At 52.3% G+C, this 15,688-nt stretch carries 17 protein-coding genes and 1 pseudogene; 4 read left to right on the plus strand and 14 right to left on the minus strand.

Annotated elements, in window-relative coordinates; all coding sequences use genetic code 11:
* Positions 1-32: 32 nt before the first annotated feature.
* Positions 33-2,630, plus strand: a complete 2,598-nt coding sequence (locus B2J77_RS20095; protein WP_078479296.1) for an AAA family ATPase — start codon at positions 33-35, stop codon at positions 2,628-2,630.
* A 49-nt stretch (positions 2,631-2,679) separates the two neighbouring features.
* Here the strand turns inward: B2J77_RS20095 and B2J77_RS20100 are convergent, their stop codons facing one another.
* On the minus strand, positions 2,680-2,889 hold the full coding sequence (locus B2J77_RS20100; RefSeq protein WP_078479297.1) for a hypothetical protein: 210 nt from the start codon (positions 2,887-2,889) through the stop codon (positions 2,680-2,682).
* Positions 2,890-3,115: 226 nt separating this feature from the next.
* Positions 3,116-3,418, minus strand: coding sequence for a hypothetical protein (locus B2J77_RS20105; RefSeq protein WP_078479298.1), 303 nt, complete (start codon positions 3,416-3,418; stop codon positions 3,116-3,118).
* Positions 3,419-3,742: 324 nt separating this feature from the next.
* Between B2J77_RS20105 and B2J77_RS20110 the strand changes: the two genes are divergently transcribed.
* The gene (locus B2J77_RS20110) at positions 3,743-4,705 is read left to right on the plus strand and encodes a hypothetical protein (protein ID WP_153302526.1); all 963 of its coding nucleotides are present in this window, start codon (positions 3,743-3,745) and stop codon (positions 4,703-4,705) included.
* Positions 4,706-4,844: 139 nt separating this feature from the next.
* On the opposite strand, the gene B2J77_RS20115 is transcribed toward B2J77_RS20110, so the two are convergent.
* The 3 genes and pseudogenes from B2J77_RS20115 to B2J77_RS20125 all read right to left on the minus strand — a co-directional run.
* Complete coding sequence (locus B2J77_RS20115) at positions 4,845-5,063, minus strand: hypothetical protein (protein ID WP_078479300.1); 219 nt, start codon at positions 5,061-5,063, stop codon at positions 4,845-4,847.
* A gap of 144 nt (positions 5,064-5,207) precedes the next feature.
* The gene (locus B2J77_RS21695; protein ID WP_078479301.1) at positions 5,208-5,498 is read right to left on the minus strand and encodes a hypothetical protein; all 291 of its coding nucleotides are present in this window, start codon (positions 5,496-5,498) and stop codon (positions 5,208-5,210) included.
* Between the two features lie 136 nt (positions 5,499-5,634).
* A pseudogene (locus tag B2J77_RS20125) lies at positions 5,635-5,907 on the minus strand (thiamine pyrophosphate-dependent enzyme); the annotation flags it as partial.
* Between the two features lie 399 nt (positions 5,908-6,306).
* Here B2J77_RS20125 and B2J77_RS20130 point away from each other — a divergent pair.
* Complete coding sequence (locus B2J77_RS20130) at positions 6,307-8,103, plus strand: retron Ec67 family RNA-directed DNA polymerase/endonuclease (RefSeq protein WP_078479303.1); 1,797 nt, start codon at positions 6,307-6,309, stop codon at positions 8,101-8,103.
* 426 nt (positions 8,104-8,529) lie between these two features.
* Here B2J77_RS20130 and B2J77_RS20135 read toward each other — a convergent pair whose 3' ends face one another.
* The 5 genes from B2J77_RS20135 to B2J77_RS20155 all read right to left on the minus strand — a co-directional run bounded on the left by B2J77_RS20135 (position 8,530) and on the right by B2J77_RS20155 (position 11,203).
* Positions 8,530-8,895 (minus strand): histone-like nucleoid-structuring protein, MvaT/MvaU family, encoded by a 366-nt coding sequence (locus tag B2J77_RS20135; RefSeq protein WP_078479304.1) that lies wholly within the window; start codon positions 8,893-8,895, stop codon positions 8,530-8,532.
* Between the two features lie 348 nt (positions 8,896-9,243).
* Positions 9,244-9,828, minus strand: coding sequence for a hypothetical protein (locus B2J77_RS20140; protein WP_078479305.1), 585 nt, complete (start codon positions 9,826-9,828; stop codon positions 9,244-9,246).
* 80 nt (positions 9,829-9,908) lie between these two features.
* Positions 9,909-10,292 carry a hypothetical protein gene (locus tag B2J77_RS20145; RefSeq protein ID WP_078479306.1) on the minus strand — a complete coding sequence of 128 codons (384 nt, stop codon included), beginning with the start codon at positions 10,290-10,292 and terminating at the stop codon, positions 9,909-9,911.
* A 2-nt stretch (positions 10,293-10,294) separates the two neighbouring features.
* Entirely contained in the window at positions 10,295-10,765 is a 471-nt protein-coding gene (locus tag B2J77_RS20150) for a hypothetical protein (protein ID WP_078479307.1), read from the minus strand.
* Between the two features lie 42 nt (positions 10,766-10,807).
* On the minus strand, positions 10,808-11,203 hold the full coding sequence (locus tag B2J77_RS20155; RefSeq protein ID WP_078479308.1) for a DUF6957 family protein: 396 nt from the start codon (positions 11,201-11,203) through the stop codon (positions 10,808-10,810).
* Between the two features lie 164 nt (positions 11,204-11,367).
* On the opposite strand from B2J77_RS20155, the gene B2J77_RS20160 reads away from it, so the two are divergent.
* Entirely contained in the window at positions 11,368-11,823 is a 456-nt protein-coding gene (locus B2J77_RS20160; RefSeq protein ID WP_078479309.1) for a helix-turn-helix transcriptional regulator, read from the plus strand.
* A 91-nt stretch (positions 11,824-11,914) separates the two neighbouring features.
* On the opposite strand, the gene B2J77_RS20165 is transcribed toward B2J77_RS20160, so the two are convergent.
* From B2J77_RS20165 to B2J77_RS20180, 4 genes are all read right to left on the minus strand, one after another.
* Positions 11,915-12,127 carry a hypothetical protein gene (locus B2J77_RS20165; RefSeq protein WP_228385157.1) on the minus strand — a complete coding sequence of 71 codons (213 nt, stop codon included), beginning with the start codon at positions 12,125-12,127 and terminating at the stop codon, positions 11,915-11,917.
* A 131-nt stretch (positions 12,128-12,258) separates the two neighbouring features.
* Positions 12,259-13,092: a thymidylate synthase gene (locus B2J77_RS20170; RefSeq protein ID WP_078479311.1), complete on the minus strand. Its 834-nt coding sequence runs from the start codon at positions 13,090-13,092 to the stop codon at positions 12,259-12,261.
* Positions 13,089-13,601 carry a hypothetical protein gene (locus B2J77_RS20175; RefSeq protein ID WP_012054010.1) on the minus strand — a complete coding sequence of 171 codons (513 nt, stop codon included), beginning with the start codon at positions 13,599-13,601 and terminating at the stop codon, positions 13,089-13,091. Before B2J77_RS20175 ends, B2J77_RS20170 begins: the two co-directional genes overlap by 4 nt.
* Positions 13,601-15,688, minus strand: coding sequence for a site-specific integrase (locus tag B2J77_RS20180; protein WP_078479312.1), 2,088 nt, complete (start codon positions 15,686-15,688; stop codon positions 13,601-13,603). Before B2J77_RS20180 ends, B2J77_RS20175 begins: the two co-directional genes overlap by 1 nt.

Below are 15,688 nucleotides of genomic sequence, written 5' to 3' on the forward strand. Positions count from 1 at the left end.
GCTTACTGATTTTAGGCTATTGGGGAGGAGCTATGTCTACGATTGAAGCTGGGCCGGTTGCGGCTGACGATTTTGAAATCTGGCTGAGCACTCGGCCTAAGTGGCTGCAAACAGCAGCCCGCTTAATGATCAACTCCAAACGGCGTCCGAACGACGCAGAGACCGACGAACTGGTACGGCTCTGCAAGCTCGAGGCGAAGGGAGTAACTGATCCAGGCTTCCTCACGGTTGTTCCTGGCACTCTCTCTGAAGCAGCCAACAAGCCTATGCTGCGAATCGATGAAATTCTGGAAGTGCACGGTCTGAACGCCATCAAGGCCGGCGCAAAGCTTCCTATGGGCAGCAGCAATCTCACTGTGATTTACGGGCAGAACGGAACGGGCAAAAGCGGCTATGCCCGGCTGTTAAAGCAGATCTGTGGATCACGATCCAAGGACGAAATCCGCAGCAACGTTTTCGACCCTACTCCCACCGAATGTCGTGCCCAGTTCAAAATTTCGGTCGATGGCAAAGAAGATCTTGTCCACTGGGACGTTCCGAGCGGGCCCCATGTAGCCCTGCGCCATGCCCAAGTATTCGATACCAAGTCAGCCCAGCTATACATGGGCCAGACAGAGGCATGCTACGAACCCAGCCGAATGAAATTCGTCTCGGCGCTGATCGCAACGGCAGATGCCGTTCGTATGAAATTGGATGCAGAAAAGGAATCGCTTAAAAAAGCTCTTCCCGCGATCCCTGAAACGCTGAAGGGAACAGCCGAAGCCAAGTGGCTCACCGGCCTAAAGAGCACGACATCGGCTGCAAGCATTGATAAAGAATGCCTCTACCCAGAGGCACTCGACCGCGAGCGAATCGAGAGCGAAGGCTTGCTCGCTGAGAAGGATATTGCTGGTCGCCTGCTAGCCATTGGAAAAGAAAAAACGGCGCTCTCGAGCATCGAAAAAACGATGAATTCTCTAATGGATGGCCTTTCCGAAGAGGCAGCCCTTGAGCTGTCACAGTTGAAAACAAACGCTGTCCAGGCGCGAAAAACCAGTGAGGAAGCTGCCACTGCAGTATTTGGAAAGGCTGAGCTGGATGGGATCGGTAGCACGACATGGCAGCAGATGTGGGAGCAGGCACGTGCCTACTCCACCACCATGGCCTATCCACAAGAGGCGTTTCCGAATACATCGGCTGACTCACGTTGTGTGCTCTGCCATCAGCAGCTAGACGCAGCTGCGAAGACGCGAATGACCGAATTTGAAGGGTTCGTTACGCATGGGCTCGAGACAGCAGCCAAAACAGCGGAGACTGGCTTCAGCGAACGGAAAGCCCGGCTTCCTGTCTTGCCCGCCCAAGCGGGTTGGGTCGTGCAGCTGTCGACGCTCGGCTTCGAAGAAGCTGAAGCTATTGCCTCATATGGCCAACTCAAAGCTCGCTCGGAGCACATCGGCCTGGGTCAGCAGATAGCTGACGTTCAAGAATTTGACTGGACTCAAATCAGTGCTGCCATCAAGACGAAATCCGAGGCGCTGAATGAGGAAGAACAGAATCTGTCAGCCCTCCTGAAGGATGAAAATCGACAAAAAATGCAGCACCGTGTTCTACAGCTTCAAATGAAGCAATGGCTCGCGCAAAACAGAGCATCAATCCTCGCAGAGAAAGCCAGGCTGACATCAGTTGCTGAGCTGGAAAAATCCAGTCGTTCGGCTTCAACGTCTCAGCTCACGATCAAAAAGACCGAGCTCGGTAAAATCGAACTAGATGCAGGTTACCAGGCTCGGTTCATCGACGAGCTAAGGCTACTGGGTGGCAAGCGCATCCCCGTCGCGCCACAAAGCAAATCAGGCGGTAAAGGTAAAATCACATTCGGCCTGAACCTGGTGGGAGCTCATGGCACTCATGGGCCAGAATTTATCTTGAGCGAGGGTGAAACCCGGATCGCATCGCTCGCCGCGTTCCTCGCCGATACCACCGGCTCGAACCAGCTGGCCCCCTTCATCTTCGATGACCCGATCTCATCCCTTGATCAAGATTTTGAGGAGAAGGTCGTCGAGCGCTTAGTCACGCTAGCGGCCACAAGGCAGGTCATCATCTTCACGCACCGGCTTTCGCTGGTGGCCCTGGTAGAAGCGGTGACTGACAAGTGGAGCAAGATGCCAGAAATGCCCACCGTGAAACCGACGATCACTTCACTTCGGCGGATGGACAAGTGCGCGGGAATCGTGGCGGCCCAAAGTGCCAGAGACTTGAAACCCGAGAAAGCAGTTCGTGGACTCATAGACCATACGATCACACGATTGAAAAAAATACAGGCGGACGCCGACGTGGACGCCTACGAGATCCACGCCAAAAGCGCCTGTAGCGACTTCCGGATTATCGTAGAGCGCACAGTGGAGTTCATCCTGCTTGCAGATGTGATCGGTCGATTCCGGCGTGCGATCAACACCCAGAACAAGCTTCACAAGGTTGCCAAGGTCACCAACGCGGATTGTGTATTCATCGACGACTTGATGACCAGGTACTCAGTCTTTGAGCACTCACAGTCGGATGAGCTGCCAAGCAACGCCTTGGAGCTCGACGTCTTCGAGACCGATGTGACTGCTTTGAATGATTGGCTCAAGGAGTTTGGATCGAGAGCAGCTTAAGAGCCGCCTGGAGGAAGCTCGCTTGCCCAGCTCGCTGGGCTTTCTCCTGCTAATGACCTATCCCAACGGGCCCACCCAGGGCTCGTAGCTGGTAATCAGTGACGGCTTGAAAACGATGCTCCGCCATCAACCGCAGACGCTCCAACTCCATCCCCACGACCCCATCAGCTTCGGCCTGATGGTAGGCCTTCAGCGCTTCCACAGCCTCGGTGTACAGCGGATGGTCGGGCATCAGCATCTTGCTCAGATCTCTTTTCACGATCTCTCCCTTTCGCCAGGGCTATCCCTCCAGCTAAGCGAATTACTGAGGCAACTATCGTCGCAGAACCTAGGCCCCAGCTCAGCGCTGTCACAGATGCATTACAGACCAGTCCAACATCGCAGTCGAGGAACAGAAACGATACGTTCGGCAGCAAACATTCCAAACCAGTGTGTTATAGGCGATGGTGTCCGCGACATTTGAGCAGACACCATCGCTTTAAACGCTAGGGGCGATTGAGGTTGTTGCGCACGGTCTGAAAGGTATCGACACCCGAAACCAGCTCCAGCGCTGCACGAACGCGGTTACCAGCATCTACAGAAGCTTCCGCGAAGCTGCAACGGTAGCGGGCCTGCAGGACTCTTGCTGTTTCCAAAACCACAGCCTCTTCGCCGTGTTCGCGGATGGCCATTTGAAGGTGATACAGATCGCGAGAAGCATTCAGACCATTTTTGGTAGCGATAGCTGCTGCAAAGGCATCAGACGCTATCTGTTCAACTATTTGGGTAAAAGAGATGACGGCTTGCATAAGGACTCCCAGGCTCGGTTGATGGAGGTGCATGGTCAGATATTGGGGCGGGCCTCTTGATTCCAAGTGCGTGAAGCGGTCGGCGAGCGTTGCCTCCCCCCCCCGATCTCTAGCTCTTCACCATTCAGCCTGCAGGCACTCGAAACGAGTAAAGCGGTAGCTCCGTGCTGCTGGAGTCAATGAGGCCGAGGAACGTCAACATTTATGAATGCTCTAACTGTATATATGTACAGTTAAACGGTTTGCGGAGATCTGGTCAATCTCGCTTACCCGCATCATGATGACCGGCATCAGACCTAGGAGACATGGGAGATGGAGCTAACCATGAGGATCGTCATTTTGCTTTTCGTGCTTGCCGCCATAGTGCTGGCGATCCTGCTTTGGCTGAATCCAGACCTGCCCAGTAGCGCTACGCAAATCGCGACCCTGCTGGGTGCTGTAGCCTTGGCTAGCACGGCGGTCAGTCCAATTTTCAAACAGGAAAAGAAGCAAAGTTTTTACACGCTGACACTCTTCCGCGACAACGCACTGGGTGGGTTCATGGCCGGGCCCGCGTATCACCCTTACTGGGATAGCCTGGGCCATTTGTTTAACGGTCTCGATTCGAGAAGCTCGGCATTTGGCTCGGCAATGCTCGTTGAAAAAGCCCAGGCTCCCGATTTCCTTCAGTACGCAATCATGAAGCAGCTGATCCTCACCCTCAAAGGACATTGGGATGGTGAAACAGTGAGGTTGGGAGGGGTATACGGCGGTAACCCTGCCGGGAAGCTCATAATGGGCACTGATAGCCCTTTCGATACGTTGAAAGGTACAACTGTACGAGCAGCACTAGGGACTAACCCGTTTGGGCATTTGATCCCGGATGAGGACATCCAGGTGCCCAAAGGCACAACGCTGGTTGCAAAAACTATAGGTGATGACAGGCTCATCGAGCTGAACACAAATGGATTCAAGATCACAATGGGTGTGGTTGGCTGGTCTACAAAAACGCTGACTACGCCCGTATGGGGAATAGTTGACCCACCAGTAAAAGAGCCTCTCCGGTACGAGCTTCAGCAATACACCATAGTGATCATGGCTGAGACGCCGAAATTCCGGCGTTATCTGGCTGGAGTTGATTCGTACTGGAAATGGTTTGAGAACATCAAGGATGCTTTCGTCGACATCGATTGGAAGACGATTGATGCGGCCATGATCGATCAAAGCCGCCGAGGCGATTACCCCGACGTCCTAGGCCAGAACATTCAGCGCTACAGGGCTGCCCAAGACTCCTCTGGAGTGGAGTGACAAGCCAATCCATATGCCGTTCGGCGCACCTGATCTCGTGGCGGAGCTCACATGCATCTCGCTGGCTTTTTACCTTGCCGCATACCTTGGAGTCAGCTCTACCCGCGAGTGATCATGATGAGTCCTGATCGGTCGGATCTCAGACCTCACCGTAGAAGACCAAATCGTCCAGGTAGTCTTGGGCTTCTTTGCGACATCGCTCTGACACATAGGGCGTCTGCTCGATGACTCGGCGGCCCCCCTCCACGTTGAGCGTGGCTAGCACAAAGATCAGGTGTGAACTCAGGAGTCGCTCTTCAGTGAGCTCTTCCTCAAGCACGTTCTCCGGCGTCAGGTATTCCTGCCTTGGCCCGTTCATTTCAGTCTCCGACTGATGGGATAGAACGAATGATAAGACTAAGACTAAAGCGGCTGGCACTAGACTGACGGTTGGTCGAGCTTACAGAGAAGCTGGCCGCTGGAGACCAATCCCCAAGCGACCATCATCCTTAGAAGATTTCACTCAGGCCACGTAGGTTTGAACGGGTTGGTGTTCTGTCGTGATACGCCTTGCGCGTCCCACTCCCCAAGCCAAGGCTCTTGTCATCGACTCTCCAGGTCGCGAATCAAATGCCTCTTCGTGGAGAGCCATTCCACAGCCGGCGTATACGCCGATAAACATCTGGGTGCCACCTGTCCGCGACAGTCGCACCTGTACATCTATGGTCGTTCCATCGTCCAACGTCTCGTCGTGAGACCGGTGGTGAAGCGTCGGATCAGCCCAACCCCAAAAAACCTCACCACGTATGCGCATGCATCCCTCCTACGACTTTAGTATTAGATTGGCGTCATCCCACCATAGTCCACTCGGGGGCTTGTGCAATAGGGCGATGAGCAAATTCTGGCCTACCCAGACGACTGGCTGACTGAACCGAGTAATGTTGATACTGGAGCACTACCGTGATGTGGATGCCCAGGGGCACAGCCGTTTCCAGCTCTTGGATGTTCATCATAAAGCCGCCGTTGCCGCAGATAGAGATGAAGGGGCGATCAGTGTGCACCAGGTGCGCCGCCATCGCCGATGGCAAGCCGGCACCCATGGTCTCCAGGGCGTTGACCAGAAGCACTATGGTCGGATTGTGCCCCTTGTAGCTGCGGACGAACCACATCTTGTAGACGCCCTTATCTAGGGCGACGATACCCTCGGACGGCAGTACACGACGACCAAGCGCTGTGGTATAGGAATCAGCTATTCGAACGCCTAGAATCACCAAAACGAGGAAAGTTGCACTTAGCCTCAGTGGTGCATCGAATTTGTGGCTTATCCTTTTCCCCTAGGGGGCACTGCCTTCGAAAAGCTAGGTGAATGAGCTCCATTCATGGGAATCTAATGGCGGGACGGGATACAACCCTGGATAGTGCTAAGCTATTGACAATATCAGTATGATGGCACGATACTTTTGCTGTGAAGCTTACAGGCAGATTTTTTGCCGCGTTTCGTCGGCATTTGAAACCATCGTGTCGGAGATTGCTTCGACGTGACTCACAACTGGGCGCTTCGGAATACCCTGCCGGGACGCATATGAGTGCCTGTAAGCTTCCGTTTCAAACAAGGATGTTTCATGTCGGAACTGCATCAGCTTCAAAAAGCCGCTTCTCTTCATGACTTGGCAGCAATCCTTAATTATACGCCAAGCGCTTTATCGTACCTAGTGTACAAAAGGCCTGTGAAATATACGCAGTTCACAATCCCTAAGAGCAATGGCTCTCCACGTCAAATCTGCGCTCCTTGCGATGAATTGAAGGCCCTTCAGAAGCAAGTCAAAATACTTTTGGATAAATGCTTAGCTACCATCGAGAACGCAGGCCAGGTTCGCGGGGCGATTTCTCACGGATTCAAAGCAGGACTTTCGATCATCACAAATGCTGAAACCCACAAAAAAAGGAGATACGTGTTTAACGTAGACCTTGAGGGTTTCTTCGATTCTATTCACATGGGCCGGATTCGCGGTTTTTTAATCAGCAACAAGGACTTCAAGCTCAACCCTAAAGTGGCCACCGTCCTAGCGCAGATAATGTGCCATGAAGACAAACTTCCGCAAGGCAGCCCGACTTCACCGGTCGCATCCAATCTAATTGGTCACTTGTTGGATTTAAGGCTTGTCCAGTTGGCGAAGAGAAATGGTTGTTCGTATTCACGCTACGCGGATGACTTAACCTTCTCAACCAACAAAAAAAATTTTCCTGAAGAGATAGCCTCATCTGTCGATGGAGAGAACTCTTGGACTGCGGGCCCGTCGCTGACGAAAATAATCCAAAAAAACGGATTCGAGCTCAATCACAGCAAGACTCGCATGCAGTACCGTACCAATAGACAGTCTGTGACCGGCCTGGTCGTTAACCAAGTTACTAATACTCCTGCGGAGGTTCGACGAACCGCTCGAGCCATGGCGCATCACCTTTTTAATAAAGGTTACTACCTGATCAAGGACGAAGCGGCAGGAGTGGAAAAAGCAAAAGACCCAATGATCAGGGACTTTACCCAGCTAGAATCGCTTGACGGGTTGTTCAGCTTCATATACATGGTTGATCAGTTTAACCGCAAGAAAATCGCAGACAACAATAACGTAAAAATCGAGTCCTTCAAGAAAACCAGCCTTGAAAAAATTCATGCGGACTTCTTATTTTACAAGAATTTCTACGCTTCGCCGCTGCCTACAATTCTGTGCGAAGGCAAAACAGATAATGTTTACCTTACATGTGCCATGAAGTCGCTAATGGAAAAGTTTCCACGACTCTGCAAGGCCAATAAGGATGGAAAGCCAGCGCTAAGAGTCCGGTTCATCAACTATTCAGATCTGACGCATAGAGCACTAGATCTGAATGGAGGCTCAGCTGATCTCGCTGCATTCATTCGTTCATATGCAAAAAATTGCGGGAAGTATAAAGCACACCCGCCTTTAAGCCCAACCATTATAGTCGTGGATAACGACAGCGGTTCTGATCCAATATTCAAAGTGATCAAAGAAGTCACCGGAAATCGATATACTATTCCCAATGGCAAGGGAACCATCCTAGACAAATCTCAAACCACTTACTATATCGCCCAAAACCTGTCTGTCGTTTTGACCCCATTAAGAAAAGATGGTCATCCGACCATGATGGAAGATTTTTTCCCAGCCAAAGTGCTACAGACCCCCTGGGAAAACAAAACTTTCGAAATCTTGAGCAAAGCTCCTAATAAGAACACATACAGCAAAAACACGTTTGCACAGAAAATCGTAAAAGCCGACCGCGCAAACATTGAATTCAAAGGGTTCACACCAATTCTAAAGTCGATAAACCAGATCATTAGAGATCATCGTATAGACAAGTCTGTGATCGAGAAGAACTTACCGCCTAAACCAGCTAAGCGTTAGAGATCGGGAGAGTTTGAACGGCAGCACTCATGCCAGGCCCATATCGGGAAGCGTTACCAGGCCATTCCCGCTAGCCCAGCGCTGATGAAGTATTTATTAGTGAGCCTGATTCGCTAACGCCAAGAGCTAGCGAAAAACACAGCCATACAAGGCGGTTCATTAAGCTGTCACTCGGGGTCACGCTGAAAGAACATTTCCTGAGTAATCTTGGAGCAGCAATGACACTCTTGGCCTCACGGTGCCGGGGTAAGAGCAGGAGTCACGGGCGAAAAAAACCGCCAACCGTGGCGGTTCAAATTACTGCTCGGGGTCTCCGGCTCTCCACAACGGGGTTTAGGTTGTCGTTAAAGAGGTCTTTTTCTCAGAGAGGTTTTGTCGCCGGACACTAAGGCTGCGGATCGTAGCCACTCCGCCAAGGTGCGGAGATTACTGACGCCACGACTCCACGGTCTCGGCGCCATGCTCGGCTTTCCAGGCCTTGAGGATGGCGTGGTTGCCGCCCTTGGTCTGGATCAGTTCGCCGTTATGCGGGTTCTTGTAAGTCTTCACTTCACGTGGCTTGCGAGTCGCTTTCTCTGGAGAGACTGGAGCAGCGGCACGAGCGCGAGCTTGAGGATCAAGAATGCTGATCACCTCACGCAGGCTGAAACCGTACTCACCAAGCAGGGCACGGAGTTTGTTTTCAAACTCCATTTCAGCCTGGATTGCACCGTCATTTTTCATCGCTTCCAATTCTGCGAGCTGCTGAGCAAGCTGGAGTTCAAGGCGGCGGAATTCTGCAAGACGAGACATGGGGGGGGTGTTCCTTGGGGGCTATGATCGGGCCAGATTACAGAAATTGTCGAAGAATGTCTTAACCATCTCAGGTCAAGCTTGCCCAAAAAATCTTTGACGAGGTGAAGCGACTCGACTTCTAAGACAATTGCTGTAACGCATTTCCTGGAATGTAACAACGCCAATGTTACATTCCAAAAACTACGTTACAAGCCCTATAAACAAGGGGTTTGACACCAAAAGGCAAGCGGAGCGCGCAGGCCAAGGATGGCCGCAGGCGTGAGGATGGAAGCCCGGAGGGCCGTGACCGGCAAGCCGGGCACGGTTTACGACAGCCGCCCCTCTGAAGGAGGGCTCGCCCAATGGTCAGCGATGCATTTTGCTGAACCGCTCAACAAGCTTTGCAGGTGCAATCGACTGCCAGGTGTCCAATACCGTTGTTTTGTAGAACAGATTTATCCCTACTCCCACAAAAAACGCTGCAATCATACAAGCAAGAGCGAATGCATAACGCGTCACATCACCCGCATACTCAGCAAATCCATTTACAGAACTATAATGATACCCATCAACCAGGGTGCCTAATCCAAAGAACAAAGCTACCCATGCCAAAACAAAGGCCACTGCTGAGATCACCGCTCCATTCGCCCAAATACCCAGCTGGGAGGTGTACTTTAGGCTAGGCTGCTCGAGCACTTTCCCGCTAGCGGTCTTTGCGGCGTATATAAAGCCTGTATTTTTTTGTTTATTCTTAGATTTCTGAACAAGCCCGTAAAACTCGTACTGTCCGCCATTTTCCAGATCTTCGTAGATACGAGTAGGCATCCGAAAATTAGGAATGAGAACGTCATCTATTTTCATGATGACTTGCACATTATCTGAGAAGCTCTCAAAAACTCGTATGTCTTCCAGGCAGCCAGAAAATTTCAGGTATTCAAACTTAATAAACACTTACAGCTCCTTGCTCGGGCCCAAATTTCAGGCAGGGGGAGGCCTTGGGCACACCTTGGCGTGCTCAGGCTCGATCTAAATCAGTGCAGCTGTGTATTGGGGAAACGGTCTCCAACAAGGCGGCAAAAATCCCTCAGGCTCCGGCGTCCACCATCGCGGCGGAAAGTAGCTACCACGTACTTGGAGTTCATGGTCGTGATCACCCAGAACTTACCTTCCTTTTTGATAGCCACGATGTCGGATGTCTGAATCAGGTGCCCATCGGCGAATCGACCATGAGGCCCTTGCCGCACATGTCCGAAGACGACGCCAACGGCACTGAGTCGATGAATGTGGACATTCACCAAAAACGCAGTGATGTCGTCTTCGTACCCTTGGCCTACAGCTCGAGCAATACGCAACAGGTCGAAGTCCGAGTAGCGCTTCACGTGGTAGTCCACCTTCACCGTGTTGTCCTTCGCCACGCCTACGCCCTCCAAGGCTCTGCTGCAGCACTGGCCTGAGCCATACCGCGTCGGTACAGCTCTTTGACGTCGTTCAGGGAGTCGGCACCGAAACCAGCCTCATGCGTATCGACGTACACAGCACCACCTTCTACTTCCAGAATACAGACGGCCACACCAGCCTGGTTGTGTCCCATCGAGAGCGACGTGAGCTTCTCCATCTTCCAACAGCCATCCTTGTTCATCCAGGATGGGGTGACGGCTTGGACTTCCTGCACCACCAGGCTCTCGTCTTGCGCTACCAACAGCTCGACGAGGCGCATCTCATCGTTGAGCATCTCCTCGTAGGCAACGAACCGATCCTCATGCCGGCGCTTGAGGCTGACGTGATACCAGTGAGTGGCCAGAGATCGGGTGACGGCATGGAAATGAGCCAGACCGTCCCCAAACATGCCTACCGGGCCAGCTTGGTCTTGCGTGCTAATGCGGAACATCGTGAATCTCATCAGGGCAAGCCCGCCAGGCGGAACCTGCGATTAACATAGAGCGAAAATTGCCTTCAGCGTCGCAGTGATCTCGCGTCCTTGCCCCATGAGCACGTAGACCGTGTTGCGCGTTTCAAACATGCATACGCCATCGAACGTCTTGCACAACGTCGAGCGCACCCATCCCCCTGAGGGGAATCGGCCCTGCTCGTCATAGATGACGCAGTGGGCGTACATGAAGATCGGCTCAAGGCCTAAAGATCGCACCCTGGCCAACGACTCAGGTGGCTCGTCCACGTGGAAGAGGATCCAGTCCTCAACCAGGCAGTAGGCCTTTCTAGGAAACCGCTCAGCGACCATCGCCTCGATCTCTGCCCTCGGCAACAACGTGCCGGCAGACGAGACCTCACCTTCCGGGAGCTCTTCACGCTCCGGGGAATTACCCATCAATTGAGGCTCCTCAGGGCTGCCCAAAAATATCCACAGGCACCCACGCACGGGCGCTCTGCACCCTGGGCCAGAGGCCTAATTCCCAATTCCATGACTATATACATTTGAATGGGAACGATCAAACCCGGCATACCGTCTCCTTTTAGGGGAGGGCTGCCTGGATGTCCTTGCGGAAGGCATACGCAGCAACGTTGCAGTGGCTTAGAATTCGGAGGGGCTTATCGCAGTCCGACCTTCAAAAACAGGCTGACCAGGCCCACATCAGCCGCTTGGAGGCATCGACGACCTCGGCCACGGTCGACCTCACCTCCGATCTAGCAGATGCCCTAGGCGTCACGCCGCTGTCGTTCTTTACGCTGCTTGCCGCAGCGAATGAAGGTAAAACGCCGCGTACAGCCTTGATCGAGACCCTCGCAGAGTTGCAGATCCAGGGTCTTCTAGATGAGACGCTGCCCGCCGAACCGCAGAAGCTGCCTCCACCACGGCAGGCAGCTGCGGCTGAGAAGCTCAGGGCGATACGAGAGTTGAAGGAAGCAGGCCTCTCTCAGGCCGAGGTCTGCAAGAAGCTGGGATTGCCGAGTAGCACGGTTGGGCGCATGTGGCATGTTGGTGAATAACAGCTGAGTGCTTCACCGAGGGCACTTCCCATACTGCGCCAAGCGTTGCGCGGGCGCCGATACGGTTTATCGATCCTAGAGGTTCTGCAGGTCATGACTTGCGGACGAAGTGCTTCAGGCGCTCCCGCGACTCAATGACCTGCTCACGAATTTCCTCAGGATCGATGGCCATGCCACCCTCCGGCGTCACCCTGAGCGTCTTGAGGCTGTTCACCGCTTCGACGAACTCACGCTCACGCTGCTTCTCCCAATCAGGGCGGAGGTCGGGGCTGAGCCAGTTCCAAAGTCGAGAAAGGATTTTCAAGCGAATGCACCCTATGGTTGCTGACGTGGAAATCATAAGGCATCTAGGTGCAGCGTTCTGACGATGCGCTCATCGGACTCGCACGAAAAACCGGCCTTGAGGCCGGTCTCCGGTGTTGCCTTCGAAACTAATCAGATAGATACAGGCGCAGCGATGTGCGGATGCGGATCGTAACCGACCAATTCGAAGTCCTCGAATTTGTAATCGTAGATCGATTCCGGCTTACGCAGCAGCTTCAACTCAGGCAACTTGCGGGGCTCGCGAGCAATCTGGGTTTTCACCTGCTCCATATGATTGGAGTAGATGTGAACGTCACTCAGCGAGATCACAATTTCACCAACGCCCATATCGCACTGCTGAGCCAGCATATGGGTCAGGCATGCCAGTGAGGCCGTGTTATAGGGCAGGCCGAGGAAGCTATCAGACGAGCGAATGAACAGGTGCGCTGACAGCTTGTTGTCGACAACGTAGAACTGATAGAGCAGGTGGCACGGAGGAAGGGCCATCTTGCCGTTCTCAGCATTCTCCTGCGGACTCACCTTCTCGTCGGGCAGGTACTCAACGTTCCAGCCGTGGAACAAGATACGGCGACTGTTCGGATTGGTCTTCAGGGCATTTACGACGTAGTCAATCTGATTGATCGTGCCGCCATCTTTGGTTGGCCAAGCAGTCCACTGCTTACCATAAACAGGGCCCAGGTCACCTTCTTCGGTAGCCCACTCATTCCAAATCTTGACGCCATTTTCATTGAGCCATTTGATATTGGTATCCCCACTGAGGAACCAAATCAACTCATTAACAATACTTTTGAAGTGCAACTTCTTGGTAGTAAGAAGCGGGAAGCCTTTAGACAGGTCATGTCGATACTGACGCCCAAAAACACTAATAGTACCAGTCCCAGTTCGGTCACCTTTGACCGACCCGTTCTCCAAAACATCTGTCAGTAGATCCAGATAGCTTTTCATGCACTCTTCTCCGCCTGGGCAGCTTCCAGGATACTGATTACCTGCCTAAGTCTATCAATTTCTGCCTGCGAGGCCAACAAGCGCTCATTAGCATCCGCCAGAAGGCTGCGGTATGTATCCCTTGATTTTTTCATATCCGTATAAAGCCGAAGATTTTCTTCGGCTTGGTCTTCCGATTTATTGGACTGGCCAAACCAATGTAAAACCTCCACTCGAGCTGACTCGAGTTTCTCCGTCAGAACCTTAACTGGATCTGCCGGTTTATTTTTTGAGACTTGTTTTCGCAAGGCTTCAATCTGGCGATTTTCCTTGATGGTCTCAAGCTTCTGTAGGGGCCATACACGCATCCGGATAGTATTGCGATGCACGCCAGTAATTCGGCTCAGTTCAGCTACGGTGGCCTTGAGAGAGTCGTTAATAGCGATCTCATGCACTCCCTTAGACAACAGCTCCGTATACCGGTCAAAGTCATCTTTATTTTTCTGGTCAAAAGCCTTTGGCTCAGACATCAGAGCTCCTCCCCGAGCAGTTGAAGAACCCCATAGGCTTCCTCCATCGCAGCTTTGATCTGCACATGGTTATAGGCGAAATCTGGATTACCCAGCAGGGCCTTGTTCTGGTAATACACCTCCCGCCAGCTTGGCGCGTTGGCCTTGCTGACGATGGCGTTTTTGCAGCGGTTTGGGTTGCAGCGAAGACTACCGACACACGGAATGGAGCTATCGAACTCCTCAGATTTGCCTCCGTAGCAGAAACCCTGACCAACGCTGATCACAGCAATGTGTTGCTTTGTCATTGCCTCAAAGATCTCGTCCTTGGTATACCCAGCCGCCATATACCCTTGGAATACCCGCTGTAGTCGCTCCTTATGCGCTTGAGCATTAACACCTGCGTAGTTGCCATCAGGATCAAAACGGTGCTGGTTGCTCTCCTTCTCAGCTTGGTGCCGCAGAGACTCTGCCTGGGAGCCACGCCCCCCACCCGAGGCCATCTTATCCGCTAGCTCGCCGTAGCTAAGAGTTGTCTTGCTGTATCGTTCAGAGCGGCTAACCCCAACGATCTCCCCGAAGTGCTTCAGCTGGTGAGAGATGAACGGAAGGCCCAAATCGGCACGGTACAACTGATGAGCCAGGGTGTGCCGCAACATATATGGGTTGAAGTCCAGTTTAGCGTGTACCTCAGGAGGCAGGTTCTTCTGGAAGAAACCGTCGATAGTGTGCTGAACACCGCTGCGCGAAAGAGATACGGACTTCTCTCCCCAAGGAACAGTGTCCATACTGGAGTACACGTAGTCGTTGTTTTTGAATTTTTTCATCCAGGCGCAGACACGCACGGCATCTCGCACAATAGGGATCGCGATCCAAAAGTCGTCAAATAGCTCGACTAAATTCTCCTCATGTTTGGTAACCGCACTTCGTAGCAACCAAAAACGCCCGTCGAACTGCACGCAGGAATCCGTCAACAACTCAGCCAGCTCGGAGGGACGCATACCCGTGTATTGGCCAATAATATAATGGCAGGCGTAACAGACGGAGCTAAGGTACTTCCTAAACTCGTCACCAAAGCCAGAACCTGTCTCATCCTTGTATTTGTTAAGAGCTGTTCTAGCATTGTACAATAAATAGTTACCCATAGAGGCGGCGGCAGAGTCACCAAGCACATCCATTATCTGGTCATGCGAGAACCCCTTGGCAGCGAGCCGACTGCGAGTATAAATATTGAACTTAAGCGGATTCACTCCGTGATTATCTGCCTCGTGGTAACCTTTTTCAATCTTCCTCTTGAGGGATGCTTTGTCTACAACCTCGCCCCCCATTGCCTCAAGAAAGTCAACAATAGCGAAAGATGCTTTGAGCGAAGAAATTTCAAAGACCTTATTTTCCAAGACCTGTTTCTTCTTCACCTTTTCCGACTCAGGCCTAAGGGTGCCGCCGAGCATCTTCCACTCGAGGGTTGTGAGATCAACTCGGGGCAGAGGAGATCCGAAAACATTCTGCTCAAGATGGACTGAGTGAAGCACCTTGAAAAACTTCAGCAGGTTTTCATCAAACACGTAATCGTAGGTTCTAGCTGCCGTTGCATAGAAATGTGCAGGCAGGCTCACGAGTGATGCCATGCCAATCTCAACATGTTCCTTACCAAGCTCATCTGCAGCGACGGCGTAGAGCTTGTCCAAGAATCGCAAGCCACTCTCGAAGATGCTAATAACCGTATTAGGCTTGGAAAGGGGCTGGTTGACCTTCATCGGATTGTCATCATCCGGAACGGCGCTAAGGGCCTTCCAATACACGATGAAAGCAGCCTTGAGCTCCAGAATAGCCAGATCTGGAATATTTTCGTGCCTCGTGAAATTGATCTGAAGCTTCGAACCCCTGACGTATCGCGAAGCGTTTGGATAGTCTGCATTGAAGTCCCATTCCCCATGCAGGAAAAGCGAAAGCTGAGAAACTTTGAGGCTTTTCAGATAGGCCAAAAAATTAAGCGCTTCCTGATCCCAATCGGGCTGCGCCTCTTCAGAGAGGAATGCCTGAATTCGGCTCACAGTCGAGCGAAACTCCGAGAACATCAACAATGACGCGAAGCTAAACTGTTCCAT

This window comes from Pseudomonas parafulva, from assembly GCF_002021815.1.
GTDB lineage: Bacteria > Pseudomonadota > Gammaproteobacteria > Pseudomonadales > Pseudomonadaceae > Aquipseudomonas > Aquipseudomonas parafulva_B.

Coding starts and splice junctions, on each gene's coding strand:
- B2J77_RS20095 (WP_078479296.1), top strand. CDS start 33: ATGTCTACGATTGAAGCTGGGCCGGTTGCGGCTGACGATTTTGAAATC.
- B2J77_RS20105 (WP_078479298.1), bottom strand. CDS start 3,418: ATGCAAGCCGTCATCTCTTTTACCCAAATAGTTGAACAGATAGCGTCT.
- B2J77_RS20110 (WP_153302526.1), top strand. CDS start 3,743: ATGAGGATCGTCATTTTGCTTTTCGTGCTTGCCGCCATAGTGCTGGCG.
- B2J77_RS20115 (WP_078479300.1), bottom strand. CDS start 5,063: ATGAACGGGCCAAGGCAGGAATACCTGACGCCGGAGAACGTGCTTGAG.
- B2J77_RS21695 (WP_078479301.1), bottom strand. CDS start 5,498: ATGCGCATACGTGGTGAGGTTTTTTGGGGTTGGGCTGATCCGACGCTT.
- B2J77_RS20130 (WP_078479303.1), top strand. CDS start 6,307: ATGTCGGAACTGCATCAGCTTCAAAAAGCCGCTTCTCTTCATGACTTG.
- B2J77_RS20135 (WP_078479304.1), bottom strand. CDS start 8,895: ATGTCTCGTCTTGCAGAATTCCGCCGCCTTGAACTCCAGCTTGCTCAG.
- B2J77_RS20150 (WP_078479307.1), bottom strand. CDS start 10,765: ATGTTCCGCATTAGCACGCAAGACCAAGCTGGCCCGGTAGGCATGTTT.
- B2J77_RS20155 (WP_078479308.1), bottom strand. CDS start 11,203: ATGGGTAATTCCCCGGAGCGTGAAGAGCTCCCGGAAGGTGAGGTCTCG.
- B2J77_RS20160 (WP_078479309.1), top strand. CDS start 11,368: ATGTCCTTGCGGAAGGCATACGCAGCAACGTTGCAGTGGCTTAGAATT.
- B2J77_RS20170 (WP_078479311.1), bottom strand. CDS start 13,092: ATGAAAAGCTATCTGGATCTACTGACAGATGTTTTGGAGAACGGGTCG.
- B2J77_RS20175 (WP_012054010.1), bottom strand. CDS start 13,601: ATGTCTGAGCCAAAGGCTTTTGACCAGAAAAATAAAGATGACTTTGAC.
- B2J77_RS20180 (WP_078479312.1), bottom strand. CDS start 15,688: ATGGAACAGTTTAGCTTCGCGTCATTGTTGATGTTCTCGGAGTTTCGC.